Here is a 13,824-nt window from a genome sequence, read left to right as displayed (position 1 = left end):
GGCCCTTTCGCGGGTAAACCCGCTCCCACAGGGATAGCGCTGCACCTGTGGGAGCGGGTTTACCCGCGAAAGGGCCAGCACAGTCGACATCAGTTCAACTGTGTTGCGCCATCGAAAAATACCGCGCAAAAATAAAGAACCCTCAAATAAAATAGAGCCATAAAATCTCGCCTATCGGCATTTTTTAAGCATTCCTCTCAATTTTTTCTGAACGCTTGCCATCCCCCACCCCACTGGTTAGGGTTGAAAGCATGAAAACCTTCAGCACCCTCATCCTGCTCCGACAACATCGCAGCCTCTGCCTGGTCAGCGCCCGACTACCAGGCTGAATCGCGTCGCCTCGCCTTTACATCTCGTTATCGCCCGGCAGGCCCGATCTCGGCCGCACACAAAAGGATTGCTTCCATGACCATGCTCAAAGACCCTTCGAAGAAATACCGCGCTTTCCCGACCATCGACCTGCCTGACCGTACCTGGCCGTCGAAGACCATCACTGCCGCGCCAATCTGGTGCAGTTCCGACCTGCGTGATGGCAACCAGTCGCTGATCGAGCCAATGGATTCGGAGAAGAAGCTGCGTTTCTGGAAGACCCTGGTGCAGGTTGGCGTAAAGGAAATCGAAGCCTCGTTCCCGTCCGCCTCGCAGACCGATTTCGACTTCGTGCGCATGCTGATCGAAGACGGCCACATCCCGGACGACACCACCATCCAGGTGCTCACCCAGGCCCGTGAAGACCTCATCGCCCGCACCTTCGAGTCGCTGCGCGGGGCGAAGAAGGCCATCGTCCACCTGTACAACGCCACCAGCCCGTCGTTCCGCCGCATCGTCTTCAACCAGGACAAGCAAGGCGTGAAGGACATCGCGGTGAACGCAGCCAAGCTGTTCGTCAAGTACGCCGCCCAACAGCCTGAAACCCAGTGGACCTTCCAATACTCGCCGGAAACCTTCAGCGCCACCGAGATGGAGTTCGCCAAGGAAGTCTGCGATGCGGTGATCGAGGTGTGGAACCCGACCCCCGAGCACAAGATCATCCTCAACCTGCCGGCCACCGTGGAAGTGTCCACCCCGAACATCTACGCCGACCAGATCGAGTGGTTCTGCCGTAATGTCAGCCGTCGCGACAGCGTGATCATCAGCCTGCACTGCCACAACGACCGTGGCACCGGCATTGCCGCCACCGAACTGGGCCTGATGGCCGGTGCCGATCGCGCTGAAGGCTGCCTGTTCGGCAACGGCGAGCGTACCGGTAACGTCGACCTGGTGACCCTGGCATTGAACCTCTACACCCAGGGCATCGACCCGCTGCTGGACTTTTCCGACATCGACGGCGTGCGCAAGGTAGTCGAAGAGTGCAACCAGCTGCCGGTGCACCCACGCCACCCATACGTGGGCGACCTGGTTCACACCGCGTTCTCCGGCTCGCACCAGGATGCCATCCGCAAAGGCTTCGCCAAGCAGCAGGAAGGCGAACTGTGGGAAGTCCCTTACTTGCCGATCGACCCGGCCGACATTGGTCGCAGCTACGAGGCAGTGATCCGCGTCAACAGCCAGTCGGGCAAAGGCGGTATCACCTACCTGCTCGAACAGGAATACGGCATCAGCCTGCCACGCCGCATGCAGATCGAATTTAGCCAGGTGGTACAGGGTGAAACCGACCGCCTGGGCCTGGAAATGACCGCTCAGCAGATCTACAGCCTGTTGCACAAGGAATACCTCCAGGCCAACGCCCCTTACGCGCTGGTCAGCCACCGCCTGCAGGAAGAGAACGGCCACAGTGCCGTGGAAGTGGAAGTCGCCGGTGAAGGCGAAACCACCCTGCACTGGCGCGGCAAGGGCAACGGCGCACTGGAAGCACTGGTTGCCGGCCTGCCAATTGCGGTAGAAATCATGGACTACAACGAGCACGCCATTGGTGCAGGTACTAATGCCAAGGCTGCGGCCTACATCGAACTGCGCGTGGCCGGTGGCCGCCCGGTGCATGGCGTGGGCATCGATGAAAACATCACCACGGCCAGCTTCAAGGCGCTGTTCAGCGCGCTGAACCGCTCGCTGAGCCAGCAAGAAGCAAAAGCGGCCTGAGCCAAACTACAATAAAAAATCCCGGATCCTGTGATGCGGGATTTTTTATTGGTCGATGCTGCCCCTTCGGACAGGGCAACAATCAATAGCGCGAACCAGGCCGATGGTATGCGCTATAATGGAACAGCCACTGGCCACTATTGTCCGAAGCCTTGTAATTGTTCATCAGCACAGCCCTTTGGATCTCATGCCAACCCAGTGGCGTTATCGACGAATCGACCGGGACCGGAACGACAGTGTCAGTTGCTATAGAGGTGAGGAAACACAAATCCTCCCGCCCGCTTTCATGCGTGGCCACTTGGGAATACCGGAACAGCTCATTCAGATGGCCTGCAGATGTAGCCTTGTGCGCAAAAACCATGTGCATTTGATAGAAGTTATAAATCCCCGGCCCCTGAATCTCAAATGACTCCATACGTTTGTTCGATCCATGAATGCCTTCGGTATAACTGCTGGAGAGCTTCACACCTCCAGCGCCTAGCGCCACGAATCCGCCGCCTACAGACAGCTCGACCTCTGAAGTTTGGGTAACAGATGAGCTGAACCCTTCCGTAACCTCAACGGCGTGAGTGTATTTGGTCGCGCTTGGTATACGAACCGTCTGCATATGTTCAAGGTAGGCAAACACCGGTAGGCTGTAGGTTCCCCAGTTCTGGTTCCAGATCCACATGTCCCCATATATGGTCGCGCCTCGTACCCAGCAGCCGGGTTTAAGCGACTTCCCGGTTTCGCCGAGCAAATAGTTATCAATTTCGTAACTACCGCGTTTCTCTGGCATATAGCTAATCTGCTCAACAACTTTTTTATCGATTATATTCACTGCACACTCCTGGCATTGACGGTTTACTGACATCGCCAACTTTAGGAGCACCAGATTTTGCAACGAAGCCTGAAGCGGTTCCTTGTTAGCACCCGCTTTACCAACGCAAAAAAAAGGGGCGCCGACCAAGCGCCCCACAAGCCGTAAAGCACACAACAAATTCAGTTGGCGTCCAGCAGCGCCATCGCCTCCGCACTGCACGCTTCGATTCGCGCCCAATCGCCGTTCTTGATCCAGCTGCTATCGAGCATCCAGGTGCCACCCACGCACATTACATTGGGCAGCGCCATGTAGTTGCGCACGTTGGCCGGGTTCACACCGCCCGTAGGGCAGAAACGGATATCGCCGAACGGGCCACCGAAAGCCTTGATCGCCGCAACGCCGCCACTGATTTCCGCCGGGAACAGCTTGAAGCGGCGGTAGCCCAGGGCGTAGCCCATCATGATTTCGGACGGCGTGCTGATGCCTGGCAGCAGCGGGATCTGGCTGTCCACACCGGCTTCGAGAATGTCCTGGGTAATGCCGGGGGTAACGACGAATTGCGCACCCGCAGCTTCAACCGCGGCGAACATGTCGCGATCGAGCACAGTGCCGGCACCGACACAAAGCTCCGGGCGCTGCTCGCGCAACACCTGGATGGCCTTAAGGCCGTGCTGCGAGCGCAAGGTCACTTCCAGGGTACGGATACCGCCGGCGGCCAAGGCGTCAGCCAGCGGCAAGATGTCTTCCTCGCGGGCGATGGTGATCACCGGCAGGATGCGCGCCTTTTCGCAAATGGCGTCGATCCGTGCGGCTTTGTCGGCCATCGAGAGCTTGGGCTGTGGGCGTTCGAGGGTGGTCATGACTGTGGATCCTTGGCTCATGGGCACCAGTAGATGTCCAGGGGGGCGTGAAGAAAAGCGCGAATCGGCATTTCGGTAAGGTCGTTGCCAGCCAGCGCGGCGCGCAGGGTAGCGAGTTTGCCCTGCCCTTGTACGGACAGCGCGGTAAAGGCAGAGCTGGCCAGCAGCGAGCGGGTCATCGACAGGCGTTGGCGCGGCACGCTCGGTGCCAGCAAAGGCAGGCAGCGGCGTGGGTTGGCCAGGTCGAGGCCTGCTTCCAGGTTGGGGCTGGCGGGGAACAGCGAGGCGGTATGGCCATCATCTCCCATGCCCAGCACCAGTACGTCGATCGGCGGCAGCCCGGCCAGGGCCTGGTCGGCCTTGTCCGCAGCGGCATCGAGGTTTTCCGCCTGCTGATACAGGCCAACGAAGCGGGCCTTGGCCGCCGTACCCTTGAACAGATGACGGGCCAGCAGGCCGGCGTTGCTGTCGGCGTGCTCGACAGGCACCCAGCGCTCATCGGCCAGGCTGACGGTGACTTTGTCCCAGTCGAGGTTTTCGCCGGCCAGTTTCTCGAGGAAAGGTACCGGGCTGCGACCGCCCGATAGCACCACGCAGGCCTGGCCCTTGGCGGCAATGGCTGCACGCAGGCGCTCGGCCACGTCATGGGCCTGGGCTGCGGCCAAAGCCTTGGCATCCGCCAGCTCGTGTACCTTCACAACCGCTGGCAGTTGCAGTTCAGATATCCCCATACCACGCCCTCCCATCGCGTGTGATCAGTGCAATCGAGCTCATCGGCCCCCAGGAGCCTGCCGCGTATGGCTTGGGTGCATCGCCCGCGTTACGCCAACCGGCGATGAGTTGGTCGCACCACTTCCAGGCATACTCGATTTCGTCCTTGCGCACGAACAGGTTCTGGTTGCCGCGCATCACTTCGAGCAACAGCCGCTCGTAGGCATCCGGAATCCTTGCACTGCGCCAGGTATCGGAGAAATTCAGCTGCAACGGGCCGCTGCGCAGTTGCATGCCTTTGTCCAGGCCCTGCTCCTTGGTCATCACCCGCAGAGAGATGCCCTCGTCCGGTTGCAGGCGGATGATCAGCTTGTTACCGATCTGCAAACGCTGTTCCGGGGCGAAGATGTAGTGCGGGGTTTCCTTGAAGTGGATGACGATCTGCGACAGCTTCTGCGGCATGCGCTTGCCGGTACGCAGGTAGAACGGCACCCCCGACCAGCGCCAGTTGCGGATGTCGGCACGCAGGGCGACGAAGGTTTCGGTGTCGCTCTGGGCGTTGGCGTTGTCTTCTTCCAGGTAACCGGGCACCGGCTTGCCATCGCTGTAGCCGGCGATGTACTGCCCGCGCACCACACGAGTGCTCAGCCCCTCACCGGTGATCGGTGCCAGGGCCTTGAGTACCTTGACCTTCTCGTCACGGATGGCATCGGCCGACAGTTCGCTGGGCGGGTCCATGGCGATCAGGCACAGCAGCTGCAGCAGGTGGTTCTGGATCATGTCGCGCAGCTGGCCGGCCTTGTCGAAGTAGCCCCAGCGGCCTTCGATACCGACCTTCTCGGCGACGGTGATCTCCACATGGGAGATGGAATTCTGGTTCCACTGGGTTTCGAACAGGCTGTTGGCGAAACGCAGGGCGATCAGGTTCTGCACCGTTTCCTTGCCCAGGTAGTGGTCGATGCGGTAGACCCGGCCCTCCGGGAAGAACCGTGCCACGGCATCGTTGACCCGGCGCGACGACTCCAGGTCGTGGCCGATGGGCTTCTCCAGCACCACACGGGTGCGTGCGGCCAGCCCGGCCTTGTCGAGGTTTTCGCAGATGGCCCCGTACACCGCCGCAGCGGTGGCGAAGTAGGCAATCAGCGGCAGCTCGCCAGGCAACTGCTCGGCCAGGGCCTGGTAGCCCTCGGGCTGGAGGAAGTCCAGGTGCTGGTAGCTCAGCCTGGCAAGGAAACGGCCCAGCGCGGCGGGCTCGATATCGGCCTCGGGTACATGCCGGCGCAGGTGCGCTTCGATGCTGTCCAGGTGGCCCTGCGCGCTACCTGCCTCGCGGGCCAGCGCCAGCAGGCGGGTGTCCGGGTGCAACAAGTTGGCCCGGTCGAGCTGGTAAAGCGCAGGAAACAGCTTGCGCAATGCCAGATCGCCGAGGGCGCCAAACAGGGCAAAGGTGCAAGGTTCGACACTGATTGCAGCCATGATGTTGGTTCTTTCCTAAAGTTGGTCTAGGAATACCGCTTTCACATACGGTTTTCAAGGGATAATGTAGTAAAAACCACAACATTACACACAAGTGTTACAGACAAGTGGTACGCCAACCGCGCCGACAGTACGATAGACGACCGTGCAAAAAGCCTGCTGCTCCCACAGCCGGCTGTCTTCCCGACCCAAGGACACACCCATGGACCGCGTGCGAAACCTCCTGGAACAGATCCAGGGCCGCCTCGACGAGCTGAACAAGGCCGAACGCAAAGTCGCCGAAGTCATCCTGCTCAACCCGCAACAAGCCACCCGTTTCAGCATCGCTGCGCTGGCCCAGGCGGCCAAGGTCAGCGAACCGACCGTCAACCGTTTCTGCCGCTCGTTCGGCGTCAGCGGCTACCCCGAGCTCAAGCTGCAGCTGGCGCAGAGCCTGGCCAGCGGTGCTGCCTATGTCAGCCGCGCAGTAGAGGCCGACGATGACCCGGCAGCCTACACCCAGAAGATCTTCGCCAGTGCCATCGCCTCGCTCGACAGCGCCTGCCAGCAGCTCGACCCGCAGCAGGTCAGCCGTGCCGTGGACATGATGATCCAGGCCCGGCAGATCCACTTCTTCGGCCTGGGCGCCTCGGCCCCGGTGGCGCTGGACGCACAGCACAAGTTCTTCCGCTTCAACCTGGCAGTATCGGCCCACGCCGATGTACTGATGCAGCGCATGCTGGCCTCGGTGGCGCACACCGGCGACCTGTTCGTGATCATCTCCTACACCGGGCGCACCCGCGAACTGGTCGATGTGGCCCGCCTGGCCCGCGAGAACGGCGCCTCGGTGCTGGGCCTGACCGCCGCCGGTTCGCCACTGGCCAATGCCTGCAGCCTGAGCCTGCACATTCCGCTGCCCGAAGACACCGACATCTACATGCCGATGACCTCGCGGATCATCCAGCTGACCGTGCTCGATGTGCTGGCCACCGGCATGACCCTGCGCCGCGGCGTGGACTTCCAGCCGCACCTGCGCAAGATCAAGGAAAGCCTCAACGCCAGCCGCTACCCGATCGAGGACGACGAGCTCAACTGAGCCGGTGCGCCTGCAGGCGCAGGTGGGCACGCTGCCCCGGCGCCAGGCTCAGGCCCTCGCCACCGCCGCTAGCAGCCTCGACGCAGACGAAGCGTTGGCATTCACGCCCGGTCACGCCCATCAGCGGGCGATTGCCCGGGTGCCAGACCACCGTGTCGTCGCTGTCGCCGGTATCGATGCACAGCTCGCGCTGCCAGGCCGGGTCCTGCAGTTGCACCCGCGGCGTACCGGGGTAGACCTTCTGGCAGCCGCCCTTGAGCTTCAGCGCGCCATCCTCACGGCAGGCCTGACGGTTCAGGCGGTCGTAGCCTTCGATATCCTCGAGCCCGGACAGCGCTATCTCGGACACGTCACTGATGCGCCAGTAGGCCAGCAGGGCATGGCTCAGCTGGCAGGGTTCGCTGTCCTGGTGCTCGGTGCTCAGGCTCAGTTCCATGCGGCTACCCAGCCGGGCGTGCAGGTCGACCTGCCAGTCGCATAGGTCCAGCCGCCATTTCAGGGTTACGCCCTCTTCGTCCTCGCGGCTGTCCACCAGCTTCCAGTCGAGCAGGCGCGCCCAGCCATGGGCCGGCCACAAGTCCTCGCTGGGGTGGCGGCCATACCATGGCCAGCACACCGGCACACCACCGCGGATCGCCCCAACCTGCGGCCACTGCTCGGCGCACCACAGCCAGGGCCGTTCACCCTCCGGTTGAAAATGCAGCAATTGGGCACCCTGACGGCTGAAAACCGCCTGGCAACGGGGATGGTCGATGATCAGCACATCGCGCTGCTGGTAACGCTCCCACTCGAATGTCGGCCGGGGCCGCTGCGAGGTGAAGAAGCGATGGAGCGGATGTTCGGGCATGGTTCAGAGCTCTTGTTGTTTGAGATAGCGCTGTCTCGACCTATCCCCGACACCCACCGCAAGGCAGTGGGTGCCGAATATCGGAATAGGACCGAAAATGGATTGGCGTAAATTTACAACAATTGCTCTCAGAATGACGACTGAATCTTCAAGCCTGCGACCAGCGCGTTATCCACCTCATCCACCCCGCCGGGGCTCTTGATGTATTGCAGGTTGGGCCGCACGGTCAGCCAGTTGGTAACGTGGAAGCCGTAGTAGAGCTCGGCGTTGTACTCGGTACGCTGCAGTGGTACGAAGCCTGGGTTGTCGTAATCGCTGATGCCGCTCTGGGCGTTGAGCAGTTCGGCGCGCTTCTTCACATCGTCATTCACATGAATGCGCGCCACGCCGAAGCCGATATCGTCCTTGGGCCGGGCGTCGAAGGCGCCTTTGTAGACCAGGCCAACCTGCTGGTAGTTATCGACCACGTTGGTGGCCTTGTCGTGCACGGTGAAGTTGGCGAACAGGCTCAGGCCACGGTTTACGTCGCCGCCATGGGCAGTGACCTGCTGCTGTGCCACCACCCACCAGCCATGCTTGCTGGAGTGCGACTTGAAGGCCTCGCCCGTCAGCGCCTGCGGGTTGCCGTTGACGTCATCGAACACATCGTCGGCCTTGGCCGTGCTGTAGTAGTAACCCAGGCGGTATTCGCCCGGCAGGCCGTTGACCTTGGGTGACCACACCGCCTCCACCGGCAGGATAGCGCCTTTGGTGCCGCTGCCACTGAGCTTGAAGCCGTTGCCGGTTTCCAGGTTGGAAGGGTTCTGCTCGAAGGCACCTACCTGAACGAAGAATTCCGGGGTGATGTTGTATTTCACCCGCAGCGCCCACTGGCTGACCGGCCAGTTGTACCAGATACCGCCGACCCAGTTGCCCACCTGCGAGCCGCAGAAGGCCAGGTTCTGGAAGTCGCAGGGGAAGCTGTTGAAGTCCTCGCCCTCGCCGAAGCGGCCGAATTTCACGTCCAGTGCACCGTCGAAGTACTTCTGCTTGACCCACATCTGGGTCAGACGCCAGGTCTGGCCGCGGCCCCACACTTCCTGCACCGAGCTGAACTGCCCGGCACGCGGATCGCTGATGCGATCGTTGGACAGGTTGCGGCCGCTGCGCTCGGTGATCGCCAGCTTGAACTCGGCATCGTGCCAGCCGAAGATTTTCTGCAAGTCCAGATGCGCGCCGAGGGCGAACTGGTCGCTGTAGCGCGCGGTCTTGTCGTCGTTGTAACCACCGTGCAGGTTACCGGCAACCTCCCCGACATAATCGAGGGTGAAGTCATAGCCCTTTTCCAGCAGCTCGGTGCGTGTGCCTCCCCAGTCGCCGGTCATCCACTTCGATTCGCTGGAAAAGGCCTCGGCAGCCTGCGTGCCGCTGCCAGCGGCCATCGCCAGTGGTGCGAGCAAGGCGAGCGAACCTAATGTCCTGATGCGTTTGCGCTGTTCCATCCCTTTGCGTCCTCTTTTTTCTTATTGATGGTGTAGACGAGTTATCGGCCTTTGAAGTGCGCCACGTTGTCTTTCATGGTTGCGGCAGTAGTGGCCAAGTGCAGGCGCTCGCCGCTGGCGGCGTCGAACAGCAGCACCCGGGCCGGGTCGAATTGCAGGTTCAGGCTGTCGCCGACCCGGCACGCCACATCCGGCGCCAGGCGGCAGCAGACCTTGGTCTGGTTGAGGGTGACGAACACCAGCAGGTCTGGCCCGGTGGGCTCGGTCACCTGCACCTCGGCGCGAATGCCGGGCAGGCCATTGCCCTCGGCTGCGCCCAGGGCAATCTGCTCGGGGCGGATGCCCAGGATGATCTCGCGGCCATCCAGCTCGTCAGCAGCCACCCCCAGGGGCAGTTCGCAACGCGCCTGGCCGCTGTCCAGCACGGCCAGCAGGCGCCCGTCCTGCTGCGTGAGGCGCACCGGGATGAAGTTCATCGGCGGCGAACCGATGAAGCTGGCGACGAACTGGTTGGCCGGGTCGTTGTAGATCTGCTGCGGAGTACCGAACTGCTGGATGATGCCGTCCTTCATCACCGCCACCTTGTCGCCCAGGGTCATCGCCTCGATCTGGTCATGGGTGACGTACACGGTGGTGGTCTTCAGGCGCTGGTGCATCAATTTCATTTCGGTACGCATCTCGACGCGCAGCTTGGCATCGAGGTTGGAAAGCGGTTCATCGAACAGGTAGATCTTCGGCCGCCGTGCCAGCGCCCGGCCCATGGCCACGCGCTGCTGCTGGCCGCCGGACAGCTGCGCCGGCTTGCGCGCCAGCAGGTGCTCGATCTGCAACAGCTTGGCCACCCGCGCCACTTCCTCGTCGATGGCGGCCTGGGGCAGCTTGCGGATCTTCAGGCCGAACTCGATGTTCTCACGTACGCTCATGGTCGGGTACAGCGCGTAGGACTGAAACACCATGGCGATGTCGCGGTCCTTGGGGCTCATGCCGCTGACGTCCTGCTGGTCGATGAGAATCGCACCGCCGGTGATCTGCTCCAGCCCGGCGATGCAATTCATCAGGGTCGACTTGCCGCAACCAGACGGGCCGACCAGGATCAGGAACTCGCCGTCCTTGATCGACAGCTGGATGTCCTTGAGGGTGTCCGGCAAGCCGCTGCCGTAGGTCTTGTTCACATTGCGAAGTTCGAGCGTTGCCATGACTTACCCCTTTACCGCGCCAGCAGTCAGCCCGCGGACGAAATATTTGCCTGCCACCACGTAGACCAGCAGGGTTGGCAGGCCGGCGATCATCGCCGCCGCCATGTCGACGTTGTATTCCTTGGCCCCGGTGCTGGTGTTGACCAGGTTGTTCAGGGCCACGGTAATCGGTTGCGAGTCGCCGCTGGAGAACACCACGCCGAACAGGAAATCGTTCCAGATCTGGGTGAACTGCCAGATCAGGCAGACCATGATGATCGGCGTGGACATCGGCAGGATGATGCGGCGGAAGATGGTGAAGAACCCGGCACCGTCCAGGCGCGCGGCCTTGACCAGCGCATCGGGGATGCTCACGTAGAAGTTGCGGAAGAACAGCGTGGTGAAGGCCAGGCCGTAGACCACGTGCACCAGTACCAGGCCGGTGGTGGTGCTGGCCAGGCCGAGCTTGCCGAGGGTGAACGAGGCCGGCAGCAGCACGGTCTGGAACGGCAGGAAGCAGCCGAACAGCAGCAGGCCGAAGAACAGCTGCGAACCGCGGAAGCGCCACATCGACAACACATAGCCGTTCAGCGCGCCAATGGTGGTGGAGATCAGCACCGCTGGCACGGTGATCATGATCGAGTTCCAGAAGTAACCGCTGACCGTGCTCCATGCCTTCACCCAGCCGATGCCGGTAATTACCGCCGGCCAGCTCAGCAGGTTGCCGGTGCTGATGTCTTCCGGGGTCTTGAAGCTGGTCAGCAGCATCACCACCAGCGGCACCAGGTACAGCAGCACCGCCAGCAACAGCACCGCATGGATGGCGATGCGGCTTGGGCTCGGCACCATTTTGTCGAGAGGGCTATGCATGGCGTTTGCTCCGCAGCTCCGAGTACAGGTAAGGCACGAGGATGGCCAGGATCGCACCGAGCATGAGGATGGCGCTGGCCGAGCCCATGCCCATCTGGCCGCGGCTGAAGGTGAACGAATACATGAACATCGCCGGCAGGTCGGACGAGTAGCCTGGGCCGCCGGCCGTCATGGCCGCCACCAGGTCGAAGCTCTTGATGGCAATGTGCGAAAGAATCATCAGCGAGCTGAAGAACACCGGGCGCAGGCTGGGCAGCACCACACGCCAGTAGATGCGCGGCAGGCTGGCACCGTCGATCTGCGCGGCGCGGATGATCGACGGGTCGACGCCACGCAGGCCGGCAAGGAACATTGCCATGATGAAGCCCGAGGCCTGCCACACGGCAGCGATCACCAGGCAGTACACCACCCGGTCGGGATCGATCAGCCAGTCCAGGCGAAAGCCCTCCCAGCCCCAGTCGCGCAGCAGCTTATCCAGGCCCATGCCGGGGTTGAGCAGCCACTTCCAGGCGGTGCCGGTGACAATCATCGACAGCGCCATGGGGTACAGGTAGATGGTGCGGATGAAACCTTCGCGACGAATGCGCTGGTCCAGCAAGACCGCCAGCACTACGCCGATGACCAGGCTGATGGCGATGAACAGGCCGCCGAACAGCAGCAGGTTCTTGCTTGCCACCCACCAGCGGTCGTTGTCGAACAGCCGGGCGTACTGCGCCAGGCCGGCCCATTTGTAGGTCGGCAGGAAGGTCGAAGTGGTGAAGGACAGGACGAAGGTCCAGAGGATGTAGCCGTAGAAGCCCACCAGGACGATGAACATGCTTGGGGCCAGTACCAGCTTGGGCAGCCAGCGCTGTAGCGCGTCCAGGGGTGAGGCCCGCAGTTGGGCGGTTGCTGTGGTCATGGTTCACCTCGAAGGCACAACGGCCCGCTTTTGTGGGAGCGGCCTTGTGTCACGAAAGGGCTGCGAAGCAGCCCCGGGGGCCTGCGGAACGAAGCTGTTCTGAAAGGACTGCGCTGCCTGGATTGGGGACCGCCTCGCGGTCCTATCGCGACACAAGGCCGCTCCCACATCAGACCGCGCCAGTCTCGAGTCAGCGTTTACTGGGCAGCCTTGATCGCCGCTGCCAGTTTCTTCGCCGCATCGGCCGGGTCGGCCTTGGGGTCGTTGATGTAGTTGGTCACCACATCGAAGAACGCGCCCTGCACGGCCAGCGTGGTAGCCATGTTGTGCGCCATGCTCGGCTGCAGGCCGCCGGTCTTGGCGTCGGCCAGGAAGTCCTTGGCGGAGGTTTGGGCGCAGGCATCGAAACCGTATTTACCCATGTCGGCAAGCATGTCGTTGCGCACCGGGATCGAGCCCTTGTTGGTGCTGAAGACCTTCTGGAAGTCCTCGCCCAGCACCTTGCGGGCAATATCCTGCTGGCCGGCCGAGGTGCCGGCGTCGTTCTGCTTGAACACCACCAGTGAGTCGATGTTGTACAGGAAGGCCTTGTCGGTGCCGGGGAATGGCACGCACTGGTAATCCTTGCCGGCGGTTTTCTTCGCCAGGGTCCATTCGCTCTTGGCCCAGTCGCCCATGATCTGCATGCCGGCCTTGCCGTTGATGACCTTGGCCGCTTCCAGGTTCCAGTCCTGGCCTTTGCCATCCGGGTCCATGTAGGTGGCGACCTTCTTCAGTTCGGTCAGCGCCTTGACCATCTGCGGGCCGGTCAGGGCCGTGCTGTCGAGGTCGACCAGGGCCTTCTTGTAGCCATCAGCCCCCATCACCGCCAGCACCACGCTTTCGAACACGGTGCTGTCCTGCCACGGCTGACCGCCATGGGCGAGCGGGATGAAGCCGGCGGCCTTGAGCTTGTCGGCGGCGGCGTAGAATTCGTCGAGGGTGGCTGGCGCCTTGTCGATGCCGGCCTTCTTGAAGACGTCGGGGTTGATCCACAGCCAGTTGATGCGGTGGATGTTCACCGGCACGGCGACATAGTCACCATCGTACTTGACGGTGTCCGCGACCTTCTTGTCGAGCAGGGAGTCCCACTTTTCGTCCTTGGCCACGCCCTTGAGCACATCGGCGTCGAGCAGGCCGGTAGCCGCCCAGTCTTGGATGTCCGGGCCCTTGATTTGCGCGACACCCGGCGGGTTGCCTGCCACGGCGCGGCTTTTGAGCACGGTCATGGCGGTGGCACCACCGCCGCCGGCGACGGCGCCGTCCTTCCAGGTGAAGCCATCCTTTTCGACCTGGGCCTTGAGTACATCGACCGCCGCTTTTTCACCACCGGAGGTCCACCAGTGCACCACCTCGACACTGCCTTTGGGTTCAGCAGCCAGGGCATTGAATGGAAGTAACGAGGCCAGGGAGATGGCGGCAGCGAGCCGGAGCGTGGAATTCATCGAAGCACCTTTCTTGTTGTTATGCCGTGCAAGTCGATCGCTTGCGTTGCATGAAGTCTAAAC

12 protein-coding genes are annotated in these 13,824 nt (G+C 62.0%); 2 read left to right on the top strand and 10 right to left on the bottom strand.

The window, feature by feature from the left end:
* The first annotated feature begins 405 nt into the window (after positions 1-405).
* Positions 406-2,079 carry a 2-isopropylmalate synthase gene (leuA, locus tag JV551A3_RS06980; RefSeq protein ID WP_112250867.1) on the top strand — a complete coding sequence of 558 codons (1,674 nt, stop codon included), beginning with the start codon at positions 406-408 and terminating at the stop codon, positions 2,077-2,079.
* Positions 2,080-2,161: 82 nt separating this feature from the next.
* Here the strand turns inward: leuA and JV551A3_RS06975 are convergent, their stop codons facing one another.
* From JV551A3_RS06975 to zwf, 4 genes are all read right to left on the bottom strand, one after another.
* The gene (locus JV551A3_RS06975; RefSeq protein ID WP_133970354.1) at positions 2,162-2,899 is read right to left on the bottom strand and encodes a monalysin family beta-barrel pore-forming toxin; all 738 of its coding nucleotides are present in this window, start codon (positions 2,897-2,899) and stop codon (positions 2,162-2,164) included.
* Between the two features lie 161 nt (positions 2,900-3,060).
* Positions 3,061-3,741: a bifunctional 4-hydroxy-2-oxoglutarate aldolase/2-dehydro-3-deoxy-phosphogluconate aldolase gene (locus JV551A3_RS06970; RefSeq protein ID WP_133970355.1), complete on the bottom strand. Its 681-nt coding sequence runs from the start codon at positions 3,739-3,741 to the stop codon at positions 3,061-3,063.
* A 17-nt stretch (positions 3,742-3,758) separates the two neighbouring features.
* A complete protein-coding gene (gene pgl, locus JV551A3_RS06965; protein ID WP_133970356.1) occupies positions 3,759-4,472 on the bottom strand; it encodes a 6-phosphogluconolactonase in 714 nt (237 codons plus the stop codon).
* Entirely contained in the window at positions 4,459-5,928 is a 1,470-nt protein-coding gene (zwf, locus tag JV551A3_RS06960) for a glucose-6-phosphate dehydrogenase (RefSeq protein WP_133970357.1), read from the bottom strand. The genes pgl and zwf overlap by 14 nt, the downstream gene beginning before the upstream one ends.
* A 211-nt stretch (positions 5,929-6,139) precedes the next feature.
* On the opposite strand from zwf, the gene hexR reads away from it, so the two are divergent.
* Entirely contained in the window at positions 6,140-7,003 is an 864-nt protein-coding gene (gene hexR, locus JV551A3_RS06955; protein ID WP_172830949.1) for a DNA-binding transcriptional regulator HexR, read from the top strand.
* On the opposite strand, the gene JV551A3_RS06950 is transcribed toward hexR, so the two are convergent.
* The 6 genes from JV551A3_RS06950 to JV551A3_RS06925 all read right to left on the bottom strand — a co-directional run bounded on the left by JV551A3_RS06950 (position 6,996) and on the right by JV551A3_RS06925 (position 13,761).
* Positions 6,996-7,850, bottom strand: a complete 855-nt coding sequence (locus tag JV551A3_RS06950) for a D-hexose-6-phosphate mutarotase (protein ID WP_133970358.1) — start codon at positions 7,848-7,850, stop codon at positions 6,996-6,998. The two genes, hexR and JV551A3_RS06950, sit on opposite strands and share 8 nt — an antisense overlap.
* 128 nt (positions 7,851-7,978) lie before the next feature.
* On the bottom strand, positions 7,979-9,271 hold the full coding sequence (locus JV551A3_RS06945; RefSeq protein WP_235874549.1) for a carbohydrate porin: 1,293 nt from the start codon (positions 9,269-9,271) through the stop codon (positions 7,979-7,981).
* 101 nt (positions 9,272-9,372) lie between these two features.
* On the bottom strand, positions 9,373-10,527 hold the full coding sequence (locus JV551A3_RS06940) for an ABC transporter ATP-binding protein (RefSeq protein WP_085587535.1): 1,155 nt from the start codon (positions 10,525-10,527) through the stop codon (positions 9,373-9,375).
* Between the two features lie 3 nt (positions 10,528-10,530).
* Positions 10,531-11,376 carry a carbohydrate ABC transporter permease gene (locus JV551A3_RS06935; RefSeq protein ID WP_133970360.1) on the bottom strand — a complete coding sequence of 282 codons (846 nt, stop codon included), beginning with the start codon at positions 11,374-11,376 and terminating at the stop codon, positions 10,531-10,533.
* Positions 11,369-12,277: a carbohydrate ABC transporter permease gene (locus JV551A3_RS06930; RefSeq protein ID WP_133970361.1), complete on the bottom strand. Its 909-nt coding sequence runs from the start codon at positions 12,275-12,277 to the stop codon at positions 11,369-11,371. The genes JV551A3_RS06935 and JV551A3_RS06930 overlap by 8 nt, the downstream gene beginning before the upstream one ends.
* A gap of 197 nt (positions 12,278-12,474) precedes the next feature.
* Positions 12,475-13,761, bottom strand: coding sequence for an ABC transporter substrate-binding protein (locus JV551A3_RS06925; RefSeq protein WP_133978457.1), 1,287 nt, complete (start codon positions 13,759-13,761; stop codon positions 12,475-12,477).
* Positions 13,762-13,824 lie beyond the last annotated feature (63 nt).

This window comes from Pseudomonas inefficax (assembly GCF_900277125.1).
GTDB classification, from domain to species: Bacteria; Pseudomonadota; Gammaproteobacteria; order Pseudomonadales; family Pseudomonadaceae; genus Aquipseudomonas; species Aquipseudomonas inefficax.
The sequence above is the reverse complement of the archived record's forward strand: the minus strand, read 5'-3'. Positions and strand labels throughout refer to the sequence as shown.

Coding starts and splice junctions, on each gene's coding strand:
- leuA (WP_112250867.1), top strand. CDS start 406: ATGACCATGCTCAAAGACCCTTCGAAGAAATACCGCGCTTTCCCGACC.
- JV551A3_RS06970 (WP_133970355.1), bottom strand. CDS start 3,741: ATGACCACCCTCGAACGCCCACAGCCCAAGCTCTCGATGGCCGACAAA.
- pgl (WP_133970356.1), bottom strand. CDS start 4,472: ATGGGGATATCTGAACTGCAACTGCCAGCGGTTGTGAAGGTACACGAG.
- zwf (WP_133970357.1), bottom strand. CDS start 5,928: ATGGCTGCAATCAGTGTCGAACCTTGCACCTTTGCCCTGTTTGGCGCC.
- JV551A3_RS06950 (WP_133970358.1), bottom strand. CDS start 7,850: ATGCCCGAACATCCGCTCCATCGCTTCTTCACCTCGCAGCGGCCCCGG.
- JV551A3_RS06945 (WP_235874549.1), bottom strand. CDS start 9,271: ATGGCCGCTGGCAGCGGCACGCAGGCTGCCGAGGCCTTTTCCAGCGAA.
- JV551A3_RS06940 (WP_085587535.1), bottom strand. CDS start 10,527: ATGGCAACGCTCGAACTTCGCAATGTGAACAAGACCTACGGCAGCGGC.
- JV551A3_RS06935 (WP_133970360.1), bottom strand. CDS start 11,376: ATGCATAGCCCTCTCGACAAAATGGTGCCGAGCCCAAGCCGCATCGCC.
- JV551A3_RS06930 (WP_133970361.1), bottom strand. CDS start 12,277: ATGACCACAGCAACCGCCCAACTGCGGGCCTCACCCCTGGACGCGCTA.
- JV551A3_RS06925 (WP_133978457.1), bottom strand. CDS start 13,761: ATGAATTCCACGCTCCGGCTCGCTGCCGCCATCTCCCTGGCCTCGTTA.